Genomic DNA, 22361 nt, shown 5'->3' with positions numbered 1-22361 from the left:
GACGCGGACGCGGTTAGGCTCTGTGGGTGACTACTGCAAACACCCCCGTACGCCCAAAGTCCGCCATTGATGCCGTCGCTGATGCGTACACAGAAAAGCTGATCGAACTCAATCCCGGTTTCGCCACCACGCTGGGCTTGCCAGGGCACGAAACGGAGTACCAGGACTACTCGCCTGCCGGGGCCGCAGCCCATGCGGAGGCCACAAGGTTGGCCTTGGACGCCCTGGCAGGCCTTGAGCCTTCCGATGATGTGGACGCCGTCACCCTCGACGCCATGCGCGAGCGGCTGGGTCTGGACCTTGAGATCCACGAGTCCGGCTGGGATGCCGCGGACCTGAACAACATCGCCTCTCCCGCCCAGGACATCCGCGCCGTTTTCGACCTCATGCCCACGGACACCGTGGAGCAGTGGGAACACATCGCCGGCCGCGCGGCCAACGTTCCCGGGGCCATCGAGGGCTACATTTCGTCCCTGCGCGCGGCCAAGGAAGACGGCAAGGTGGCCGCAGCCCGCCAGGTCCGGATTGTCATCGAGCAGACCGGCCGGTACGCCGCCGGGGACGGATTCTTCGCCAAGATGGCTGCCAACGCGGCCATTCATGGCTCGCCGCTGCCCGCCGGGGTCCAGGACAAGCTCGACGCCGGCACCGCCGCGGCACGCGCTGCCTACAGCTCTTTGGGTGCTTTCCTGCGGGACGAACTGCTCCCCGCAGCCCCGGAAAAGGACGCAGTGGGACGCGAACGCTACGCCCTCGCATCCCGGTCCTTCATCGGCGCCGAAGTGGATCTCGAAGAAACCTACGCCTGGGGTGTCCAGGAGCTTGAGAGGCTCATCGGCGAGCAGGAGAAAGTAGCCGGACAGATCAAGCCCGGCGCGTCGATCGAGGAAGCCAAGAACATCCTCAACAACGATCCTGCCCGCCAGATCAAGGGCACCGACGCTCTCAAGGCCTGGATGCAGGAGCTCTCCGATCGCGCCGTCTCGGAACTCGCCGACGTCCATTTCGACATCCCCGACGTCATGAAGACGCTTGAGTGCATGATCGCCCCTACCGATGAAGGCGGCATCTACTACACCGGCCCGTCCGATGATTTCTCCCGGCCCGGCCGCATGTGGTGGTCCGTACCGGCCGGCGAAGACACTTTCACCACCTGGTCCGAAACCACCACGGTGTTCCACGAGGGCGTCCCCGGCCACCACCTCCAGGTAGCGACGGCAACGTACCGGCGCGAACTCCTGAACAACTGGCGCCGCAACGTGTGCTGGGTCTCCGGGCACGGCGAGGGCTGGGCACTCTACGCCGAGCAGCTCATGCTGGAACTGGGCTACCTCAAAGACCCGGGCGACCACATGGGCATGCTCGATGGCCAGCGCATGCGTGCAGCCCGCGTGGTGTTCGACATCGGCGTCCACCTGGAACTGCCCGTCCCCGAACGCTGGGGCACCGGAACCTGGACCCCGGAAAAGGGCTTCGACTTCCTCAAGGCCAACCTCGACATCAGCGAAGGCCAACTCCAGTTCGAATTCGCGCGCTACCTCGGCTGGCCGGGACAGGCTCCGTCATACAAGGTGGGGCAGCGCCTCTGGGAACAGATCCGCGCTGCACTCGAGTCGCAGGAGGATTTTGACCTGAAATCGTTCCACAGCAAAGCATTGAATATCGGCTCGGTGGGGCTGGACGTCCTGCGCCGGGCATTGCTGGGTTAGCCAAAACCCGCCCGGGACGGGCGTCCGGCGAGACGCACGCCACGTCCCAGGCGGGAATAACTTTCACGCACGTAACATTTCTCAACGTCCGTTCGCTATGTTATTTGAGGTGCACCTACCGTGTTCCGGTGAGCACCTCAACCAACACCTCCCCTTCAGCTGGAAAATCCGGCTTCCGGCTCCCCAAGTGGGCCGGATCCTTCGGCGTCCAGATCATCGCAGCCCTCGTCATCGGCCTCGTTCTCGGCCTGATCGCCAAGTACACGGGCAGCACCAAGACAGCCCCCAACGGTCTCGGCGCAACCCTCCAGACGATCGGCTCCAGCTACGTCTCGTTGCTGCAGACCGCCGTCGTTCCCTTGATTTTCACCGCCGTGGTGAGCTCCATCGCGAACCTGCGCCAGGTCTCCAACGCCGCGCGCCTCGCATGGAACACGCTGCTGTGGTTCGCCATTACCTCGCTGGTTTCGGTGCTCATCGGCATCGGCCTGGGCGTGCTCCTGCAGCCCGGCGCCGCCACGGGCATCACCCAGAAAGCCGAATACGCCGGCAAGACCGGTGACTGGTGGGCCTTCCTGATCGGCCTGTTCCCGAAGAACTTCCTGGGCCTTGGTGCGAGCTCCACCGTCACGGAAAGCGCCAACGCAGCCACCACGGTGAGCACTTCCGTCAGCTTCAACGTCCTCCAGATCCTGGTGGTCGCGATCGCCGTCGGCATCGCAGCCCTCAAGGTGGGCAAGCAGGCTGAGGCCTTCCTGACCTTCAACGCCTCCGCACTGGCCGTCATCCAGAAGGTCCTGTGGTGGATCATCCGCATCGCCCCGCTGGGCACCATCGGCCTGATCGGCAACGCCGTTGCAATCTACGGCTGGGACACCATCGGCTCGCTGGGCAAGTTCACCGCCGCCATCTACATCGGCCTGGCCCTGGTGCTGTTCGTCCTTTACCCCATCCTGGTACGGGCTCACGGACTCTCCATCAAGCAGTACTTCTCCGGCGTCTGGCCGGCAGTGCAACTGGCGTTCGTCTCCCGCTCCTCCATCGGCACGCTGCCGCTCACGCAGCGCGTCACTGAACGGAACCTGGGCGTGCCCTCCGGTTACGCTTCCTTCGCAGTGCCCCTGGGCGCCACCACCAAGATGGACGGTTGCGCTGCCATCTACCCGGCCGTTGCCGCAATCTTCGTAGCGCAGTTCTTCGGCATCAACCTGGACTTCACCCAGTACCTGCTCATCGTGCTGGTCTCCGTCCTCGGTTCCGCCGCTACGGCAGGTACCACCGGCGCCGTCGTCATGCTGACGCTGACCCTGTCCACGCTGGGACTGCCGCTGGCCGGCGTCGGCCTCCTGTTGGCCATCGACCCCATCCTGGACATGGGCCGCACGGCCGTCAACGTGGCAGGCCAGGCCTTGATCCCCGCCATCGTGGCCAAGCGCCAGGGCATCCTGGACGAGTCGCTGTACAACGCGCCGCGCAACGGTGCCGCCTTCGCCGATGAGTACGCGGCAGACAAGGCAGCAGCTGAAGCCGACGAGCGTGAACTGGCCGGTTCCCAGGCCTAACGCCTGCCGTCCTCAGCGCCAGTGCGGACTGACGGAAATCCCCCGGGGAGATCTCCCCGGGGGATTTCCCCGTTAAAGGACCGAAAGCTGGATAGGCTCTGACCATGTTGATCGTCACCTCCAATGAAATCCCGGGCCACCGGATCGACGCCGTTTTCGGCGAAGTCATGGGCCTCACCGTCCGCTCGCGGGACATCGGTTCCCAGATGCTTGCCGGTTTCCGTTCCCTCGGCGGCGGCGAGCTGCCCGAAATGACCAAGGCACTCTACGAAAGCCGCCAGGAAGTCATGGCGCGCATGGTCAACGAGGCACAGCAGCGCGGCGCCAACGCCATCGTTGCCATGCGCTTTGACACCTCCGAAATGGGCACCAACTGGACCGAAGTCTGCGCCTACGGCACGGCCGTCTACGTCCTGCCCCTGGGCGAGGGCGAGCCCGGCGCCACGGGACAGTCGGTTTACCTGACAAAGACCGCCTCCCAGCAGCAGCCAGCTCCCGCGGCCCCGCCGCAGCAGCCGCCTCCGCCTCAGCAGCCGACTCCGCCAGCCCCGCCTCAGCAGTTCTGATCTGAAGCTCCGATAGTCCCGCCCTCGTTCGAACGAGGGCGGGACTTTCCACATTCACCACCTTCAAATTGCGCAGAGTGCAAACTTGCACTTAGTGTAATTACGTGACCCACAGCAACACCCACGATCCCGCCGCAGATTCCCCTGCCCTCTCCGGTGCCGGCACCCCATCACGGCGCGAGCTGAACAAAGCGGCCACCCGCAGCTCCATCGCGGCCGCAGCCCTGGACCTTCTGCGCAGCCAAGGGTCCGGCAACTTCACCGTCGAAGACATCGCTGCCGCCGCAGGTGTATCCCGGCGCACGTTCTTCAACTACTTCCCCACCCTCGAAGCCGCCCTCGCCTCCGTGGCGGACGGCTTCATGGACCACGCATTGGAGCAGTTCCGGCTGCGCCCGGCGGACGAGTCCATCCTCGAATCAGCACAGGCCGCACTGATGGCCCTCGCTGACCCGATGTCCGTTGCCCCCATGGCCGAGTTGTTCAGCCTCACCCAGGACAACCGTTCGCTGGCCCGCTCCGAGCTTGAAGCCTGGGACCACTGCACGGAGCAGATCATCGACGCCGCCCGCACCAGATTGGGTTCCGGCGTCAGCGAGCTGTACCTCCACGCACTGGCGGGCTCTGTTATCTCCTGCGGCAAAGCCGCCATGAATGTCTGGTTCGCCGAACGCGGACCGGACCTCTCCTCCGAATCACTGGCGACCCTGCGCCAGCACCTCATCGATGCGATGGGCCTCCTCGGTGCCGGCTTCGCGCCGCCGTCGGACGCCTCCCGCCATCCCGTCCCCACCTCCGCCGCAACCACCACAGATCGGTTCTGACATGGCTTCGTTCCTCTACCGTCTCGGCAAGTTTTCGTACCGCCGCCGCTGGCTGGTCATCTCGATATGGCTGGCCGTCCTGGTGGCAGTGGGCGGCTCGGCCGCAGCCTTCCACGGCACCATGTCCAACAACTTCACCATCCCGGGCACCGAAACCCAACGGATGGCCGACAAGCTCAAAGAAGCACTGCCTGACGCTTCCGGCGGGTCAGCCTCCGTGGTCTTCGACGCCGGGGATGCCGGATTCGACCAGGCCAAGAAGGACGCAGTGTCCGCAGCCCTTGAGAAGCTCAAGAGCCTGCCGGACGTCCAGGGAACGGTCAACCCCTTCACCACGCAGGAGCAGCTGGACAAGGCACCCGGCGACATCGCCGCCGGTGAAGCCAAAGCCGCCGAAGGCAAGGCCCAACTGGACGCGGGCCGCGCGCAGCTGACCGCAGGCGAAGCACAGCTTGCCGGCGTGGAGCAGCAGCTTGCAGCATCCGGCCTTACGCCCGCCCAGATCGAAGCGCAACTGGCTCCGCAGCGCGCTGAACTTGCCGCAACCAAGGAAAAGCTCGACGCCGGGGCGAAGGAAGCTGCCGACGGCGCCGCGGCATTGGCGCTCGGCAAACGGCAGGCTGAAGCCTCCGAGGGGCTGCGTTTCGTCTCCAACGACAACAAGGCCGCCGTCGCGCAGGTCCAGTTCAAGACCTCCATCAACGCCGTCGATCCCGCTGTTCGCGAAGAAGTCCAGGAGATCGTGCACGGCGTTTCCTCGGCAGGCGTCACAGCCTACGCCAGCAAGGAGATCACCGAGGACGTCTCGGAAATCTTCGGCATCGCTGAAATCGTCGGCGTTGCGGTTGCGGCCCTTGTCCTGATCCTCATGCTGGGCACCCTTATCGCCGCCGGCCTGCCATTGCTCATGGCCCTGATTGGCGTGGCAGTGGGCGTCGGTGGAACGTTCGCGCTCACCGGCGTCATCGACATGAGCTCCATCTCCCCCATGCTCGCGCTGATGCTCGGCCTCGCAGTGGGCATCGACTACTCCCTCTTCATCGTCAACCGTCACCGCACCCAACTCCTCGCCGGCATGGACGGAGAAGAATCGGCCGCACTGGCTACCGGCACATCCGGCAACGCGGTGCTCTTCGCGGGCCTTACCGTGATCATCGCCTTGGCGGCCCTCGTGGTTCCGGGACTGCCGTTCCTTGCTGTCATGGGTGTTGCCGCCGCAGCGACAGTTGCTGTCGCCGTCGTCGTGGCTTTGACCCTGACGCCCGCCGTCCTCGGCCTGATCGGGCGGAGGCTCATCTCCAAGCGCGCCTGGGCCAAGGCCGCCAAGCACAACGCCGAGCCGGACCACGAAGCTGCCGACCGCGAGCTCGAAGAGAAGCGGAGCAGCGGCGGTTGGGGCGGCCTGGTGACGCGCCACCCATGGGTTTCCCTGATCGCAAGCATCGTGCTGTTGGGGGCTTTGGCGCTGCCGGCTTCGCAGCTCCGCCTGGCCCTGCCCGACGGCGGATCGGAACCCGTCGATTCGCAGGCATACAAGGCCTACGACCTCACCCGCAGCAGCTTCGGCGAAGGCATGACCGGCCCGATCATCGTGGTGGGCGAATTCCCCGAGGGATTGAGCGACAACGACGCCAAGAACAAGCAGTACGACGTCGCCGACCAGCTCCGGAGCGTCGACAACGTGGTTGCGGCCGTTCCGGTTGCCCTGAGCGACGACCACCGTACCGCAGTCTTCCAGGTCATCCCTAAGGAAGGCCCGGCCAGCGCCGGGACCGTCCAGGTTGTCTCTGATCTGCGGGCCAAAGGCACGGCCATCCACGACGACCTTGGCGTGACCATCGGCCTGACAGGCCAGACGGCAGGCAACATCGACGTCTCCGCCAAGCTCGGCGCGGCCCTGCCGCCGTACCTCGCGATCGTGGTGGGACTCTCCCTGATCCTGCTGCTCCTGGTGTTCCGCTCCATCGTGGTGCCGCTGCTGGCCACGGGTGGATTCCTGCTCTCCCTCGCCGCCGCCTTCGGCGCAGTGGTCGCCGTTTACCAGTGGGGCTGGCTGGGAGGAATCTTCGACGTCGCCAATCCGGGTGCCGTCCTGAGCTTCCTGCCCATCATCCTGATCGGCGTGCTGTTCGGCCTGGCCATGGACTACCAGGTGTTCATTACGTCCGGCATGCGGGAGTCCTTCATGCACGGTGAGTCAGCCAAGCACGCCGTCCGCTCCGGCTTCAGCCACGCCGCCGCGGTGGTGACCGCGGCCGCCATCATCATGGTCAGTGTGTTCTCCGGCTTCATCTTCAGCCACTTGACCATGGTCCGGCCGCTCGGCTTCGCGATGGCATTTGGCGTGCTGATCGATGCGTTCGTTGTGCGCATGACAATCGTCCCGGCCATCATGTACCTGCTCGGCGAAAAGGCCTGGTGGCTCCCCAAGTGGCTTGGCCGGATCCTGCCGGACGTTGATGTTGAGGGCGCAAAGCTGAACCGCAGCGACCGCTCAAAGGACGGCGCCGAGGAACTGGTGCACTAACCCTTCCTCACATCACCACTGATAACCACGGACGCTCCCGCACTTGCTTCTCGCCAGTGAGGGAGCGTCCGGTATTTAAGGCCGGGATGTGAGGGAGGGTCTACGGCAAGCACGCGGGATGTGAGGGAGGATCCACGGCAAGCACGCGGGATGTGAGGGAGGATCCACGGCAAGCACGCGGGATGTGAGGGAGGATCATATTAGGCTGGGGAGCGTGACCCGATTGATCCTTGCCTCCCAGTCCCCCGCCCGCACCAAACTCCTCGCCGAGGCTGGGATCAGGCACGAGGTCCTGGTTTCGGACGTGGACGAGGACGCGGTGCAGGCAAAGTACGGTGTGACCGACGCCCACGACACCGCGCTCCTGCTGGCCAGGGCCAAGGCGGAGGCCGTCGCTGCCCTGCCTGAGGCCGAAGGTGCCCTGGTGATCGGCTGCGACTCCGTGTTCGAGTTCGACGGCGAGTCCCACGGCAAGCCCTACACCGCGGAGGTTGCCCGCGAGCGGATGCTACGCATGAGCGGCTCCCAAGGCGTGCTGCACACAGGACACTGGCTGGTTGACTGCCGGGACACTGCCGCCAACGTGGAAAACGATGAACCCGCCGAAGGCACGGGCGCTACGGTGGGAGCTGTGTCGAGCGCCGAGGTGCACTTCGCATCAATGAGCGAGAACGAGATCAACGCCTACATCGCCACCGGTGAACCGCTCCACTGCGCTGGCTCGTTCACCATCGACGGATTGGGCGGGGCCTTCATCCGCAAGGTGGACGGGGACCCGCACGCCGTCGTCGGTCTTTCCATCTCCACCCTCCGCGACTTGCTGGTGCATGCCAAGGTGGGCATCACCGAACTGTGGGGCGCGGACAGCCAGTGGGGCAATTTGTAGCAACCCTACAAAGGAACATCGCCTCACACACGGAATCCCCCATCAATATGGGCGGAACCCTCACAATCGCGCTAGGCTCCCTGAAGGACAGAAGGAGTCAACAACTTGTCAGCTAACCCGGCGCAGCCCATTTCCAGCCCTCTTACCAAGGTCTTGATTGCCAACCGCGGCGAAATCGCGGTCCGCATCATCCGAGCCGCCCGGGACGAAGGCATTGCCTCCGTAGCCGTCTACGCAGACCCGGACCGCGACGCCCTCCACGTCCGCCTCGCCGACGAAGCGTACGCCCTGGGTGGGAACACGGCCGCTGAGTCGTACCTGGTGATGGACAAGATCATCGACGTCGCCAAGCAGTCGGGCGCGGATGCCATCCACCCCGGCTACGGCTTCCTGGCCGAGAACGCCGAGTTCGCCGCCAAGGTCATCGACGCCGGAATCAACTGGATCGGCCCGTCACCTGAGGCCATTTCGGCTTTGGGCGACAAGGTCCAGGCCCGCCACATTGCCGAAAAGGTGGGCGCACCCTTGGTCCCCGGCACGGCTGATCCCGTGGAATCCGCGGACGAAATCCTCAAGTTTGCCGAAGAATTCGGCCTTCCGGTCGCCATCAAGGCTGCGTTTGGCGGCGGCGGGCGCGGCATCAAAGTTGCGCGCACCATGGAGGAAATTCCGGAGCTTTACGAATCCGCCGTCCGCGAAGCCACTGCAGCCTTCGGCCGCGGCGAATGCTTCATCGAGCGGTTCCTGGACGCCCCCCGCCACGTCGAAACCCAGTGCCTGGCCGACGCCTACGGCAACGTGGTAGTGGTCTCCACCCGCGACTGCTCGTTGCAGCGCCGCAACCAGAAGCTCGTGGAAGAAGCCCCTGCCCCGTACCTGAGCGAAGAGCAGAACAAGCGCCTCTACGAATCCTCCAAGGCCATCCTCAAGGAAGCCAACTACCTGGGTGCCGGAACCTGTGAGTTCCTGGTGGGCCAGGACGGCACCATTTCCTTCCTCGAGGTCAACACGCGCCTCCAGGTGGAGCACTGTGTTTCCGAAGAGGTCACCGGCATTGACCTTGTCCGCGAGCAGTTCCGCATTGCCCGCGGCGAGGCACTTGGCTACGAGGACCCCGAGGTCCGCGGCCACTCCTTCGAGTTCCGCATCACCGGCGAAGACCCGGGCCGGAACTTCATGCCCGCGCCCGGTACGGTCACCACCCTGAAGAACCCCACGGGCCCGGGTGTCCGCGTGGATTCCGGCATCGAGCAGGGCGACGTCATCAGCGGCAACTTCGACTCCATGCTGTCCAAGCTGGTCGTCACCGGCGCTTCCCGCGAGCAAGCACTCCAGCGTTCACGCCGCGCACTGGAAGAAATGGTGGTGGAGGGTATCCCCACCGTCATCCCGTTCGACCTCGCAGTGGTCACCGACCCTGCTTTCGCTCCCACGGAGGGCCCCTTCTCGGTCCACACCCGCTGGATCGAAACCGAGTTCGTCAACAGCATCCCGGCCTGGTCTGCTGCGGGCGCAGACGCCGGAACGCCCGACGCCGGTGAGCGCCAGCGCGTCGTCGTCGAGGTTGGCGGCAAGCGCCTTGAAGTGGTTCTGCCGTCCGGCCTGGGTGCCGGCGTCGCCACCGCCTCTGCCGGGACGGGCACTAAGTCCGGCAAGTCCAAGAAGCGTTCCCGCTCGGCAGGTGCTGCGGCTGCCGCTGCCGGCGGCGATGCACTGACCTCGCCCATGCAGGGCACCATCGTCAAGGTGGCGGCCTCCGAAGGTGACGTGGTGGCCGAGGGCGATCTGATCGTGGTTCTCGAAGCCATGAAGATGGAACAGCCCCTCACCGCCCACAAGTCGGGCACCGTCCGGGGCCTGTCTGCCAGCGCCGGGGAAACGGTGGCCGCCGGTGCGGTCATCGCGACCATCGAGGACTAGGAACCGACGCTTAACGACGCCGGCCCCGCACCTTTCGGTGCGGGGCCGGCGTCGTTATTGGGCAGCTTGTTCTTAAGGTTCTTAGGCGACGTTGTTCTCGTAGTCCGTGTCCTTGGTCTCCCGGGTGAGGAGCAAGGCAATGAAGGTGACCACGGCAGCGGCGGCCATGTAGACGCCCACCAACCAAGTGCTGCCGTTTGCCGCCGACCACAGGGCGATGGCCACGAAGGACGCAGGGGCCGCTCCGATCATGGACGACAGGTTGTAGGCGACAGCCGAGCCGGTGTAGCGGACGTTCGCCGGGAAGAGCTCCGGCAGGATCGCCGCCATGGGGCCGAACGTCAGGCCCATGAGGGTGAAGCCCACGATCAGGCCCACCATGGCTGCGGCCTGGCCGGGTCCAAACATGGTGAACCAGAGGGCACCGAAAACGAAGATTCCGGCCGTAACGCCCAGCAGGAACTTCCGGCGGCCCCACTTCTCGGCCAGCGGGCCTGAAACCACAGTGAAGATGCCGAAGAAGACGACGCCGATGATCAGCATCCAGAGGAAGTCGGAGCGGGTGATGCCCAGCCCGGGGACGAACGCGGCGACCTGCTCGGCCGTCATCGGCTTGCCGGCCTTTTCGGCTGCGGCCTGAGCGCCGGCCAACGTTGGCTTGGTGCCGTAGGACAGCGTGAACGTGGTCATGATGTAGAAGAGCACGTACGTGGCGAACATGATGAACGTACCAGCGAGGACCGGGCGCCAGTGGCTCTTGAGCGTTGCAGCGAGGGGCAGCTTCTGGACCTTCTCCTGCTCGATGACCTTGGTGAAGGACACGCTCTCCACCAGCTTCAGGCGGACGTAGAGACCGACGATGACCAGCACGGCGCTGAGGATGAACGGCACGCGCCAACCCCAGGCAAGGAACTCATCAGCACTGAGCGCCACGTTCATCCAGATGAAGATCACGTTGGCGATGATGAAACCGATCGGCGCACCCAGCTGCGGGAACGTACCGTAAATTGCGCGCTTGCCTTCAGGCGCGTTCTCTGTTGCGAGCAAGGCAGCACCGGACCACTCGCCACCCAGGGCGAGGCCTTGGAAGAAGCGGAGCACGACCAGCATGATCGGCGCGAGGATGGCCCAACCCGGCATGGAGGCGGTGGGCAGGAGGCCGATGAGGAAGGTTGCAATACCCATGGTCAGCAGGGAGGCAACCAGGGTGCCCTTGCGGCCGATCTTGTCACCAAAGTGTCCGAAGACCACTGCGCCGATGGGACGCGCGAAGAAGGCGACACCGAAGATGGCGAAGGCGCTGAGCAGCGCGTTGATGTCGGTGGCGTCCGGGAAGAAGAGCTTGGGGAAGACGAGTACCGACGCGGTGGCATAGGCGTAGAAGTCGTAGAACTCGATCGTCGTGCCGATCAGGCTCGCGAAGATCACCTTGCCCCGCGAGTTCACTGGTTTAGTGGACTCGCCTTCCTTGGATGGTGCGGTGGAAGACATGTAGTTGCAGCTTTCGTTCATACCGGCCGATGCCCCTCGGAGCTTGCCCGGCGAAGGATTATTTGAGAGTTCAATAATAGTTCCCGCTGTCCATTGACTGGACAACCAAGTCCAGTATGCGGACGAACGAGAAAATCCCACCATGTGGTCTGCGCCACATTACCTCACCGCCGTCTCACGCGCTGGTGACCCCGCCGATAGGGAAATGTCACAGGGCGTTTACAAACAGCGACCGTCCGTGAAATGCGCCAAACCTACCTTGGAAGAACAACGTCCCCCACCAAGGAGGCACTCCGTGACTGTTGATAGCACCGCAGATGCACTGGCCCCCATCCAGTCCACCACTGCTGCCACCCCCGCCCTTGAGCACCGCCCCGGCCGCTGGATTGCCAACTGGGATGCCGAGGACAAGGGCCAGTGGGAAGCCGAAGGCCGGTCCATCGCCAAGCGGAATCTGTACTGGTCCATCTTTGCCGAATTCCTCGGCTTCGTCGTCTGGCAGCTGTGGTCCATCGTGGTGGTCCAGCTCCCCGCGGCAGGCTTCACCTTCGATTCCAACCAGATCTTCTGGCTCATCTCCATCCCCAGCCTCGTGGGCGCCACACTCCGCATTCCCTACACCTTCATGGTTCCGAAGTTCGGTGGCCGGAACTGGACCATCGTCTCGGCCCTCCTGCTCCTGATCCCCACCACCGGGCTGGCGATCTGCGTGTCGAATCCGCAGACTCCGTTCGGTGTCATGCTCCTCATCGCCGCCCTCGCAGGCTTCGGCGGCGGCAACTTCGCCAGCTCGATGGCGAACATCACCTTCTTCTACCCGGCGCGCGAAAAGGGTTGGGCGCTGGGCCTGAACGCCGCCGGCGGCAACCTCGGTGCCGCCGTCGCCCAGCTTGTTGTCCCCATCGCCATCACCCTGCTGGCCGCCGGAACCGTCAACCTGCCCATGGCGGGCATCATCTGGATACCGCTGATCATCATCGCCGCCTTCGGCGCGTACAAATACATGAACAACCTCACCAGCGCCAAAGGTGATGTGGCCGGCTCACTGGCCGCCCTCAAGGAACCTCACCTATGGATCATGGCGTTCCTGTACATCGGAACTTTTGGCTCGTTCATCGGCTTCGCGGGCGTCTTCCCCAAACTGATCAAGGACTACTTCCCGGACTTCTCCTCGTTCCACGTTGGCGCTGTGGCCTTGTCCCTGGCTTTCCTCGGCCCGCTGGTCGGTTCCCTGGCCCGACCCTACGGCGGACGCATGGCCGACCGCATGGGCGGGGCACGCATGACCATCGCCTCGTTCGCTTCCATGGCCGTCATCACGTTGACCATGATCTGGACGCTGCCGCTGAAGAACTTCTGGCTCTTCCTCAGCCTGTTCCTGCTGCTCTTCCTGGCCAGCGGCTTCGGAAACGGCGCGACGTACCGCATGATCCCGGTCATCTTCGCAACGTCCAGCCGCGCTGCCCGCTCCGGCGCCAGCAGCGCCGCCACAGCACGCCTCGCAGCATCGTCACTCGGCCTGATCTCGGCGATCGGCGCCTATGGCGGCTTCGTCATCCCGCAGGTGCTCAACGCATCCAACACAGCCAGCGGCTCCTACACCCCGGCCTTCTACGGCTTTGTCGGAGCCTACGTCCTGATGCTCACCGTCTGCTGGGTCTGCTACATCCGCCCCGCCCGGAAGCGCAACACGATCGGACACATCTAGATGCCCAACGGCGCCGATACCCACTGCCCCTACTGCGCGCTCCAGTGCGCCATGACGCTGACCCCGGCTGCACCCGCAGTCCAAGGCACAGCGGCAGCGCCCGCCGCAGAACCGGCCACCCCCGTTGTCCCGCTCGAGGTTTCAGGGCGCGACTTCCCCACAAACCGGGGCGGGCTGTGCCGCAAAGGCTGGACATCGGCGTCGTTGTTGCGCCATAGCGGCCGGGTCACGGAGCCGATGCTCAAAGGATCCGACGGCGTCCACCAGCCCATCTCCTGGGACCAGGCCCTCATGCTGATCGCCGCAGCCGTCAAAGACACCCAGCAGCAATACGGGAACGACGCTGTTGGGGTCTTCGGCGGCGGCGGCCTCACCAACGAGAAGGCGTACTTGCTGGGTAAATTCGCCCGCCTGGCACTGCGCACGTCCCGCATCGACTACAACGGCCGGTTCTGCATGTCCTCGGCCGCGGCCGCCGGCAACCGGGCGTTCGGAGTGGACCGCGGGCTCCCCTTCCCCGTGACCGACCTCGATTCGGCGTCGGTCATCCTTATGCTCGGATCCAACGTCGCCGAGACCATGCCGCCGTTCGTCCAGCACCTCCAGGGCGCCCGCGACGCCGGCGGGTTGATCGTGGTGGACCCCCGCCGCTCGGCTACCGCCGCGTTCACGTCCGACGGCGGCGGCCTCCACCTGCAGCCGACGCCCGGCACCGATTTGGCACTGCTGTTGGGCATCTCGCACGTGGTGGTCCACGAAGGGCTCGTGGACGCTGAATACATCGCCGAACGCACAAGCGGATATTCAGCCCTGGTGCGCAGCCTCAACGCGTTCTGGCCGGAGCGGGTCCAGTCCATCACCGGCGTCCCTGCCAACCTCATCCGCGAAACGGCCCGGCGCCTGGCCCAGGGTGCCCGCGCGGGCGGCAGCTACATCCTCAGCGGCCGTGGCGTGGAGCAGCACGTGGACGGCACCGATACCGCCACCGCAGCCATAAATCTAAGTCTCCTCCTCGGACTGCCCGGCTCGGCCCTCAGCGGCTACGGCACCCTCACCGGCCAGGGCAACGGACAAGGCGGCCGGGAACACGGACAGAAAGCCGACCAGCTGCCCGGCTACCGCAAGATCACCGACCCCGCCGCGCGTGCCCATGTGGCCAGCGTCTGGGGCGTTGACGAGTCGCTGATCCCCGGACCCGGCCTGCCCGCCGTCGAACTGCTCAAGTCGCTGGGACAGCCCGACGGCGTCCGCTGCCTTTTCGTGCACGGCGCCAACGTGGTGGTTTCCGCACCGGACACCAACGCCGTGACACAGGGCTTACGCAGCCTGGATTTCCTGGTGGTGTGCGACTTCTTCATGTCCGAGACGGCCGCCGAAGCGGACCTGGTCCTGCCTGTCACGCAGTGGGCCGAGGAAGAAGGAACCCTGACCAACCTGGAGGGCCGGGTGATCCGCCGTCGCAAGGCACTCACTCCTCCCCCGGGCGTGCGCAGCGAGTTGTGGCTTATGGCCCGGCTCGCCGAGATGCTCGAAGCCCCTTCTACGTTCAGCGATGACCCTGAGACCGTTTTCGAAGAGCTGCGCCTGGCCTCGGCCGGCGGCCTGGCGGACTACTCGGGCATCGACTACGCCATGCTGGACCGTGGCGAGGCAGCCTATTGGCCATATCCAACCGGCAGCACCGGCACTCCGAGGCTCTTCGGTGACGGCTTTGCCCACGCTGATGGCCGGGCCGTGATGGTTCCCGTGACGCCGTCGAAACGGGCTGCGCGTTCATTTGCGGACGACTCCCTGGCGCTCGCTACGGGTCGTCTCCTGGAGCACTACCAGTCCGGCGCCCAGACCCGCCGGGTTGCCGAGCTGCTGGCGGCCCAACCCCAGGCACGGCTTCTCATCCATCCCGGAACCGCGGCAGCACGCGGGATTTCCGACGGCGATTACGCCACAGTGACCAATGAGCAGGGAGAAGTCCTGTGCCGGGCCGAGCTGAGCACCTCGGTCCGCCCCGACACTGTGTTCCTGCCCTTCCACTTCCCCGGCCAGGAAAATGCCAACCGCCTGACGGAGTCGGCCACAGATCCCATCTCCGGCATGCCGGAGTTCAAGACCAGCAGGGTGTGGGTCCGGCGCGCGGTCTCTTCACGAACCCTGGATGGCGTTCCTGCCGGAGCGGGAATTCCACTGCACATCAAGGAGGCTTCATGAGCGAGCGCATTGTCGTCGTAGGATTCGGGCCAGTGGCTGCCCGGCTCGTCGAGGAGCTTCTCCCCGCTGTCCGGACCGGTCTCGTGCAGTTGCTGGTGGTCGGTCAGGAAAGCGACGCTGCGTACAACCGCGTGATGGTGGCAGAACTGGGTGTCGGGCGGACGAGCGCCGAAGCACTGGCCATGGCTGATGTTCCCGGGCTGGAGGCCGACGGCGTGCAGCTCCGCCTGGGCGTCAAGGTCAAGAGGATCGACCGTGCCCGGCAGCACGTGGTCCTCGCCGACGGCACCACGGAGCACTATGACCGCCTGGTGTTCGCTACCGGGTCACGACCCGTCATTCCCAACCTCACAGGGCTCAACCCGGATCCTTCCGGCCCCGTCCTTCCTCCCGGCGTCATCACGCTTCGCGATCTTCAGGACGCCGCTGTGCTTCGCGCGGCGGTTAAGCAGCAGAAGCGGGTTGTCGTCCTGGGCGGAGGCGTCCTCGGCCTGGAAACAGCACTGGCAGCCTCGGAGGAGGGCGCCAAGGCCACCGTGGTCCACAACGGCCTCTTCCCCTTGGCCCGCAGCATCGACCGAGGCAGCGGCTCCGTCCTTAGCAACAGCCTGCGTGCAAGTGGCGTCCGGATGGCCGGCAATGCCCGCTCCACCGGGGTAGAGACTGCAGGTCCTGGTGGCTCATTCTCGGCCCTGCTGCTCGATGACGGATCCGCGATTGACGGCGATCTGCTGGTGTTGTCCTGTGGTGTCCGCCCTCGCCTTGAACTCGCCGAGGGCTGCGGGCTTCCCGTGGCGTCCGGCATCCTGGTGGACCACCACCTCCGGACCCATCACGAGCCTCACATGTTCGCGATCGGTGACTGCGCCGAAGTCCATTGCGCCGATCCTTCCTGCAAGGAGTGCCGGACTGCGGGCGGCCCTTCAGGACTGGTGGGGCCGGGCTGGCGACAGGCGGAATGGCTGGCGGAGTACCTGTTGGTCCTGGCCCGCGATGGCCAGTTGGCCGCGGACTCCCTGGAACCCCTGCCCTCGGAAAAGCCCGGCGTTGTGGTCCTGAAGGCCCGCGGCATCAACCTGGCCATGGCAGGCGACAACCAAGCCGATCCCTGGGACGAAGAAGTCCTGGAAGCCGGTGCTGCGGCTGGACGTGCACGACGCCAGATCTCCCAGTGGGCCGACCCCGAGCACGGCCGCTACGTCAAGATGACCACGCGCGGCGGAGTGCTGGAGGGCCTGGTGGCTGTGGGAATGCCCCGCACCGCCGCTGAACTGGTGATGCTCTTCGAACGCTCCTCGGAGCTGCCCGCGGACCGCTCCCTGCTGCTCCGGCTGGACGGGCCCGACCAACTCGACGCCGGCGCCTCCAGCAACGATCCCCAGCGGACCGTGTGCCGTTGTGCTGGCGTGAATGCGACCAGCATTGAGGATTCCGTGCTGGCTGGCTGCGGCACCGTGGGCGAGGTTTCCAAGGCCACCCGCGCAGGGACCGGCTGCGGAGGATGCCATGAGGACATCAAGGGGATCATCGAAAAGCACTTCCAGGCCGCAACCGCCTGAATCCGCCATTTCGTGGCCGCGCTGCTCACAGTGCCGCGCCTTCGGCATCGTGAGCAGCGAGGCATCGAAACAGACGGTCTAAACTTCCGGAGTGAACATCTCCGAACCCGCGCCCGGCGTCCACTTCGTCGAAGGACCCGCATCCAACTGGCTCATCGTCCGTAGTGCCCCGGCCCCAACGGATGACTCCGGCTTCATCCTGATCGACGGCGGCTACCCCGCCGACCGCGACCTGGTGCTGCAGTCTGTCCGCGAACTCGGCCTGGACCCTGCCGATGCCAAAGCCATGCTCATCACCCATGGACACGTCGACCACACGGGATCGGCCGCCTACTTCTCAAGGACTTTCGGCACAGCCATCCTGTGCTCCCCCGAAGAACTTGCCCACGTCCAAGGCAAGGAGAAGCACCAGGTCACCCTCGGCCAGGTCCTGGCCCGGGTGTGGCGTCCGAAGGTGTTCCGCTGGATGCTCCACGTCATCAAGGCAAAGGCCCTGCAGGCAGAGCCGGCCACGCATGCAGAAGCCTGGACCCAGGACAGGCTCGCCGGCCTTCCGGGCAAACCCACGCCGATTGCAGTGCCGGGCCACACTCCGGGCAACATAGCGATCCTGCTGCCGGATGCGGGAGCGATTGCCGTAGGAGACACATTTGTCAGCGGGCATCCGATCAGCAGCAGGCAAGGCCCGCAGATGCTGCACAGGATGTTCCACCACGATCCTGCGGCCGCCCTCAAAGCAACCCGCCGGCTGGAGGAAGTCCAGGCACGCGTGATCCTCCCGGGGCACGGACCCGCGCTGCACCTGCCCGTGGCCGAAGCGGTGAACCAGCTGCCCTCCTAGGAACGCAAAACCCGTTTCGATGGCTCGCTGCGGATCATGCCGCTCGTACGGCATGGCCCGCAGCGAAGCCCCGAAACGGGCGTCTGCGTTGGAACTACATGTGCACGTGAAGGCGGCGTGCAGCTTCCGAGATGGATCCTGTCAGCGACGGGTACACGGTGAAAGCGCTCGCGACGTCGTCAACATGCAGTTTCTGGGTCACGGCCACGGAGATGGGGAAGATCAGTTCCGAAGCGTTCGGCCCCACCACCACGCCACCGATGACGGTGCCGGATCCCTTGCGGGCGATGATCTTAACGAAGCCGTCCTTGGTGTTGCGCATCTTGGCACGGGCGTTGCTGAGCAGGGACAACATCACGACATCGCCCTGGTACTTACCGGACGCGAGGTCGGCCTCCGAAACGCCCACGGAGGCGATCTCCGGGGACGTGAAGATGTTGGACGCCACCTGGTTGAGCTTGAGCGGCTTCACGCCGTCGCCCATGAAGTGTGCAATCGCGATGCGGCCCTGCATGGCAGCAACGGAAGCCAACGCGAAAACACCCGTGCAGTCGCCGGCAGCGTAGATGTTGGGGGCCGTGGTGCGGGAAACGCCGTCAACCTTGATGTGCCCGGATTCGGTCAGCGTTACGCCGGCTTCCTCGAGTCCGACGCCGGCCGTGTTCGGGATGGATCCGACACATACCAGGCAGTGTGAGCCCGTGACGACGGAACCGTCACCCAAGGTGACCTTCACGCCGTCGTCCGTCCGCTCTACCGCGTTGGCCCGCGACTTGGACAAAACGCGCACGCCGCGGCGCTCGAAGACGCCTTCCAGCAGTTTGGCGGCGTCGGTGTCCTCGCCGGGGAGGACCTGGTCGCGGCTGGAGATGAGGGTGACCTTGGAGCCCAGGCCGTTGTAGGCGGAGGCGAATTCGGCGCCGGTCACACCCGAACCCACCACGATCAGTTCCTCGGGCAGTTCGTCCAGGTTGTAGATCTGGGCCCAGTTGAGGATGCGCTCGCCGTCGGGCTTTGCAGTGGGAAGTTCGCGCGGGTGGGCGCCGACGGCCAGGAGGATGGCGTCGGCGTCGATGGTCCGGGTTCCTTCGAGGGTCAGGACCTCAATGGTGTTGTTGTCCAGCAGCCGGCCGGAGCCAATGACGATTTCCACGCCCAGGCGCTCGAGGCCGGCGCGGATGTCGTTGGACTGGCCGTGGGCGAGGTTCAGGACGCGGTCGTTGATGTGCTTGAGGTCGGCGCGGGGCTTGGAGGCCGTGCCGTCGCCGTCGAACTTGACTCCAAGCTCGTCCGCCTCACCCACGCGGGTCATGAGGTCGGCGGTGGCGATCAGGGTCTTGGAAGGCACGACGTCGGTCAGCACGGCGGATCCGCCGAGGCCGGCACGCTCAATGATGGTGACGTGGGCGCCGAGCGAGGCGGCTACCATGGCAGCTTCGTATCCGCCGGGACCACCTCCCAGGATCGCGATACGGGGGGCACTGAAGTCAACTTGGGTGGTCACAATCCTCAATTCTCGCTCATTGCCTCCGTGGCTGCCAGTCAGCCCACCCTCACCTGTGCCCCTACCTGATTCGGCTGGCGGCAAGGTAGCTTGTACCAGTGAGTAACACTGAGCTGATGAACACAGACCCTTTCGAAGCCGCACAGGCCGCCGCAGACTTCATAGCCGCGGAGACCGGCGTCGAGTCCCACGACGTAGCGCTGGTGCTCGGATCCGGCTGGGCCGAAGCCGCCGATCTGATCGGCGAAACGACGGCCACACTGAACGCCTCGGAGGTCCCGGGCTTCCACAAACCAGCCGTGGTGGGGCACGTCGGCACTATCCGCTCCGTCCTCACCAAGCAGGGCAAGCGAGCTTTGGTCCTTGGCGCCAGGACGCACTACTACGAAGGCCGCGGCGTCCGCTCTGTCGTGCACGGCGTACGCACTGCGGCAGCCGCCGGATGCAAGACGCTGGTACTGACCAACGGCTGCGGCGGACTCAACGAGGATTGGACCCCGGGCACTCCGGTACTCATCAGCGACCACATCAACCTCACAGCAACATCGCCGCTGGAGGGCGCCACGTTCGTGGACCTCACGGACCTCTACTCCTCGCGCATCCGTACGCTGGCCCGTGAGGTTGATTCCTCCCTGCAGGAGGGCGTGTACGCGCAGTTCACCGGTCCGCACTACGAGACACCCGCCGAGGTGCAGTACGCCAAGCGGATCGGAGCGGACCTGGTAGGAATGTCCACCGCGCTGGAGGCAATCGCGGGCCGCCACGCGGGCATGGAAGTCTTCGGCATCTCCTTGGTTACCAACCTCGCTGCAGGCATCAGCCCGGTTCCCCTCAGCCACGCCGAGGTACTGGAAGCGGGACAGGCGGCCGGAAAGCGTATCTCCAAGCTCCTGGCGGAAATCATCGCCAAGCTCTGATCCACCGGCAACAATGCGCGGCCACCGCCTGGGTGCCCGCGCATTGTTGTTTAACCGTCAATGGAGTGTGCACGCTAACAGGCACGGCCGAAAGTAAACGCACAGTAAATTCCCAGATTAAATAAGATTTATTGCGCAACATTTGATTCCTGACGCTGGCCTATGGCACGCGCGCCCGTTGGCAATGTAAGCGCTTGCGCATCTACCGGCGGGTAGCCCGGACGACCCACGAAACACCCTTTGATTTGCGGCCTAACACGTGTCTAGCGTGGAGTGTGCTCCGGTAAGTCGACGTGCCGGAGCCATGTGCGGCGAGCGCCCTGACGGGCTCACCGCCACCTCGAAACGATGGCGTCCCTCGAAGACGCCACCAGCGGATTGAGGGACGCCGGAGTAGAGATCCCCAACCGGGGAACAGGGCATGCGCCCCACTCCACGAAGTCCAACACTCCGCGAGAAGAGCAAGCATGAACACGCACTCAACCCCTCAACGGCCGCGGCGCCGTCTGCGACGGGCAGTAGCCGTCGCAGCAGCAGCCAGCGTGGCGGGCAGCATCCTGCTGGTCACGCCGGCGGCACAGGCAAACCTGCCGGCCGATCCGCCGTCGAGCACCATGCCGGCGCCCACGCCCGGCTTTCCGCTGCCGAGCCAGCACACCCAGCAGGCCTATGACCCGGCCGCGGACTTCACGTCCAAATGGACGCGCGCCGACGCCAAACAGATCATGGCCCAGAGCAACACCAATGTGACACCCGGCCAGAACTCCATGAGCCCCAACGTCACCATGCCGGAAATCCCCAAGGACTTCCCCGCCATGAACGACGACGTCTGGGTTTGGGACACCTGGTCATTGACTGACGAGAACGCCAACCAGATCAGCTACAAGGGCTGGGATGTCATCTTCGCCCTGGTTGCCGACCGGCACGCCGGCTACGGCTTCGACCAACGCCACTGGAACGCCCGGATCGGCTACTTCTTCCGGAAGACCAACGCCGATCCCGCCAAGGACAAGTGGAACTACGGCGGACACCTGTTCCTGGACAACACCTCCATCGGCAACACCGAATGGTCCGGTTCCACCCGCCTTATGCAGGGCAACAAGATCAATGTGTTCTACACGGCCACCACGTTCTACGACGTCGCCGAACGGAACGCAGGCGGTGGCGGGATCGCTCCCGACGCCGCGATCGCCAAAGCCCTGGGCAACATCCACGCCACCAAGAACGGCGTGACCTTCGACGGCTTCCAGCACACCAAGCTGCTGGAACCGGACGGAAAGCTCTACCAGAACAAGGCCCAAAACCCGGGCTTCGCGTTCCGTGATCCGTACACCTTCAGCGACCCTGCGCACCCGGGCAAAACCTACATGGTGTTCGAAGGCAACACCGGCGGCACCCGCGGCTCCTACAAGTGCAAGCAGGAAGACCTGGGCTACCGGCCCGGCGATCCCCACGCCGAGACCGTCGACCAGGTCAACAGCACCACCGGTGCCTGGTACCAGACCGCCAACGTGGGCCTGGCAGTAGCGGACAACAAGGACCTCACAAAGTGGACCTTCCTGCCCCCGATCCTGTCAGCGAACTGCGTCAACGACCAGACTGAGCGTCCGCAGATCTTCATCCAGAACGAGAACGGCAAGAACAAGTACTACCTGTTCACCATCAGCCACCAGTTCACCTATGCCGACGGCATGCGTGGCCCCGACGGCGTCTACGGCTTCGTAGGCGACGGCGTCCGCTCCGACTACCAGCCGGTGAACAACAGCGGGCTGGCCCTGGGCTCGCCCACGGATCTGAACATGCCGGCCAACGCACCGGAGGGTCCCGACCCCCGCCAGAACGGGCGGCAATTCCAGGCCTACTCGCACTACGTGCAGCCCGGCGGCCTCGTCCAGTCGTTCATCGACAACGTCGACGGCGTCCGCGGCGGCTCCCTGTCACCCACCGTGAAGATGAACTTCAAGGGCGGCGTGACCCAGGTTGACCGCAGCTTCGGCCAGAACGGCCTCGGTCCGTTCGGCTACCTGCCCACCAACGTCCGCGTTGGCGGTGAAGGCCTCTACAAGTAGGCCGGCACACCCCGGCCGTCAGGCCACGGCAGGGGTGCCGGTTCCAGAAGAGCCGGCACCCCTGCCACCCCCA

15 protein-coding genes are annotated in these 22361 nt (G+C 65.1%); 13 read left to right on the top strand and 2 right to left on the bottom strand.

Going from position 1 to position 22361, the window contains the following annotated elements; all coding sequences use genetic code 11:
• Positions 1-26: 26 nt before the first annotated feature.
• The 7 genes from ACNAOU_RS07110 to ACNAOU_RS07080 all read left to right on the top strand — a co-directional run bounded on the left by ACNAOU_RS07110 (position 27) and on the right by ACNAOU_RS07080 (position 9994).
• Positions 27-1709: a DUF885 domain-containing protein gene (locus ACNAOU_RS07110; RefSeq protein WP_422758350.1), complete on the top strand. Its 1683-nt coding sequence runs from the start codon at positions 27-29 to the stop codon at positions 1707-1709.
• Between the two features lie 128 nt (positions 1710-1837).
• Positions 1838-3271 (top strand): dicarboxylate/amino acid:cation symporter, encoded by a 1434-nt coding sequence (locus ACNAOU_RS07105; protein WP_422758349.1) that lies wholly within the window; start codon positions 1838-1840, stop codon positions 3269-3271.
• A 104-nt stretch (positions 3272-3375) separates the two neighbouring features.
• A complete protein-coding gene (locus tag ACNAOU_RS07100) occupies positions 3376-3837 on the top strand; it encodes a YbjQ family protein (protein WP_422758348.1) in 462 nt (153 codons plus the stop codon).
• A 104-nt stretch (positions 3838-3941) separates the two neighbouring features.
• A complete protein-coding gene (locus ACNAOU_RS07095) occupies positions 3942-4661 on the top strand; it encodes a TetR family transcriptional regulator (protein WP_422758347.1) in 720 nt (239 codons plus the stop codon).
• A 1-nt stretch (position 4662) separates the two neighbouring features.
• Complete coding sequence (locus ACNAOU_RS07090; protein ID WP_422758346.1) at positions 4663-7188, top strand: MMPL family transporter; 2526 nt, start codon at positions 4663-4665, stop codon at positions 7186-7188.
• Positions 7189-7402: 214 nt separating this feature from the next.
• Entirely contained in the window at positions 7403-8074 is a 672-nt protein-coding gene (locus ACNAOU_RS07085; protein WP_422758345.1) for a Maf family protein, read from the top strand.
• 105 nt (positions 8075-8179) lie between these two features.
• Complete coding sequence (locus ACNAOU_RS07080; protein ID WP_018777390.1) at positions 8180-9994, top strand: acetyl/propionyl/methylcrotonyl-CoA carboxylase subunit alpha; 1815 nt, start codon at positions 8180-8182, stop codon at positions 9992-9994.
• An 81-nt stretch (positions 9995-10075) separates the two neighbouring features.
• Here the strand turns inward: ACNAOU_RS07080 and ACNAOU_RS07075 are convergent, their stop codons facing one another.
• On the bottom strand, positions 10076-11485 hold the full coding sequence (locus ACNAOU_RS07075) for an MFS transporter (RefSeq protein ID WP_026267117.1): 1410 nt from the start codon (positions 11483-11485) through the stop codon (positions 10076-10078).
• A gap of 295 nt (positions 11486-11780) precedes the next feature.
• Between ACNAOU_RS07075 and ACNAOU_RS07070 the strand changes: the two genes are divergently transcribed.
• From ACNAOU_RS07070 to ACNAOU_RS07055, 4 genes are all read left to right on the top strand, one after another.
• The gene (locus tag ACNAOU_RS07070) at positions 11781-13193 is read left to right on the top strand and encodes an MFS transporter (RefSeq protein WP_039240395.1); all 1413 of its coding nucleotides are present in this window, start codon (positions 11781-11783) and stop codon (positions 13191-13193) included.
• Positions 13194-15398, top strand: a complete 2205-nt coding sequence (locus ACNAOU_RS07065) for a molybdopterin oxidoreductase family protein (RefSeq protein WP_064721871.1) — start codon at positions 13194-13196, stop codon at positions 15396-15398.
• A complete protein-coding gene (locus ACNAOU_RS07060) occupies positions 15395-16957 on the top strand; it encodes an FAD-dependent oxidoreductase (protein WP_422758344.1) in 1563 nt (520 codons plus the stop codon). The genes ACNAOU_RS07065 and ACNAOU_RS07060 overlap by 4 nt, the downstream gene beginning before the upstream one ends.
• 91 nt (positions 16958-17048) lie before the next feature.
• Positions 17049-17798 (top strand): MBL fold metallo-hydrolase, encoded by a 750-nt coding sequence (locus tag ACNAOU_RS07055; RefSeq protein WP_422758343.1) that lies wholly within the window; start codon positions 17049-17051, stop codon positions 17796-17798.
• A 94-nt stretch (positions 17799-17892) separates the two neighbouring features.
• On the opposite strand, the gene ACNAOU_RS07050 is transcribed toward ACNAOU_RS07055, so the two are convergent.
• Positions 17893-19302: an NAD(P)H-quinone dehydrogenase gene (locus tag ACNAOU_RS07050; protein ID WP_026267116.1), complete on the bottom strand. Its 1410-nt coding sequence runs from the start codon at positions 19300-19302 to the stop codon at positions 17893-17895.
• 116 nt (positions 19303-19418) lie between these two features.
• Here ACNAOU_RS07050 and ACNAOU_RS07045 point away from each other — a divergent pair, with 116 nt between their 5' ends.
• Positions 19419-20219 (top strand): purine-nucleoside phosphorylase, encoded by an 801-nt coding sequence (locus ACNAOU_RS07045; RefSeq protein WP_422758342.1) that lies wholly within the window; start codon positions 19419-19421, stop codon positions 20217-20219.
• A 467-nt stretch (positions 20220-20686) separates the two neighbouring features.
• Positions 20687-22288: a glycoside hydrolase family 68 protein gene (locus ACNAOU_RS07040; RefSeq protein ID WP_018777382.1), complete on the top strand. Its 1602-nt coding sequence runs from the start codon at positions 20687-20689 to the stop codon at positions 22286-22288.
• The last annotated feature ends 73 nt before the right edge of the window (positions 22289-22361 follow it).

The sequence above is a fragment of the Paenarthrobacter sp. C1 genome (genome assembly GCF_049315185.1).
GTDB lineage: Bacteria > Actinomycetota > Actinomycetes > Actinomycetales > Micrococcaceae > Arthrobacter > Arthrobacter nicotinovorans.
This window is presented reverse-complemented; position numbering and strand designations above follow the sequence as displayed.

Bases quoted from the DNA above. Each gene is read 5' to 3' on its own strand.
- ACNAOU_RS07100 (WP_422758348.1), top strand. From the start codon at position 3,376: ATGTTGATCGTCACCTCCAATGAAATCCCGGGCCACCGGATCGACGCC.
- ACNAOU_RS07065 (WP_064721871.1), top strand. From the start codon at position 13,194: ATGCCCAACGGCGCCGATACCCACTGCCCCTACTGCGCGCTCCAGTGC.
- ACNAOU_RS07040 (WP_018777382.1), top strand. From the start codon at position 20,687: ATGAACACGCACTCAACCCCTCAACGGCCGCGGCGCCGTCTGCGACGG.
- ACNAOU_RS07060 (WP_422758344.1), top strand. From the start codon at position 15,395: ATGAGCGAGCGCATTGTCGTCGTAGGATTCGGGCCAGTGGCTGCCCGG.
- ACNAOU_RS07075 (WP_026267117.1), bottom strand. From the start codon at position 11,485: ATGTCTTCCACCGCACCATCCAAGGAAGGCGAGTCCACTAAACCAGTG.
- ACNAOU_RS07045 (WP_422758342.1), top strand. From the start codon at position 19,419: ATGAACACAGACCCTTTCGAAGCCGCACAGGCCGCCGCAGACTTCATA.
- ACNAOU_RS07090 (WP_422758346.1), top strand. From the start codon at position 4,663: ATGGCTTCGTTCCTCTACCGTCTCGGCAAGTTTTCGTACCGCCGCCGC.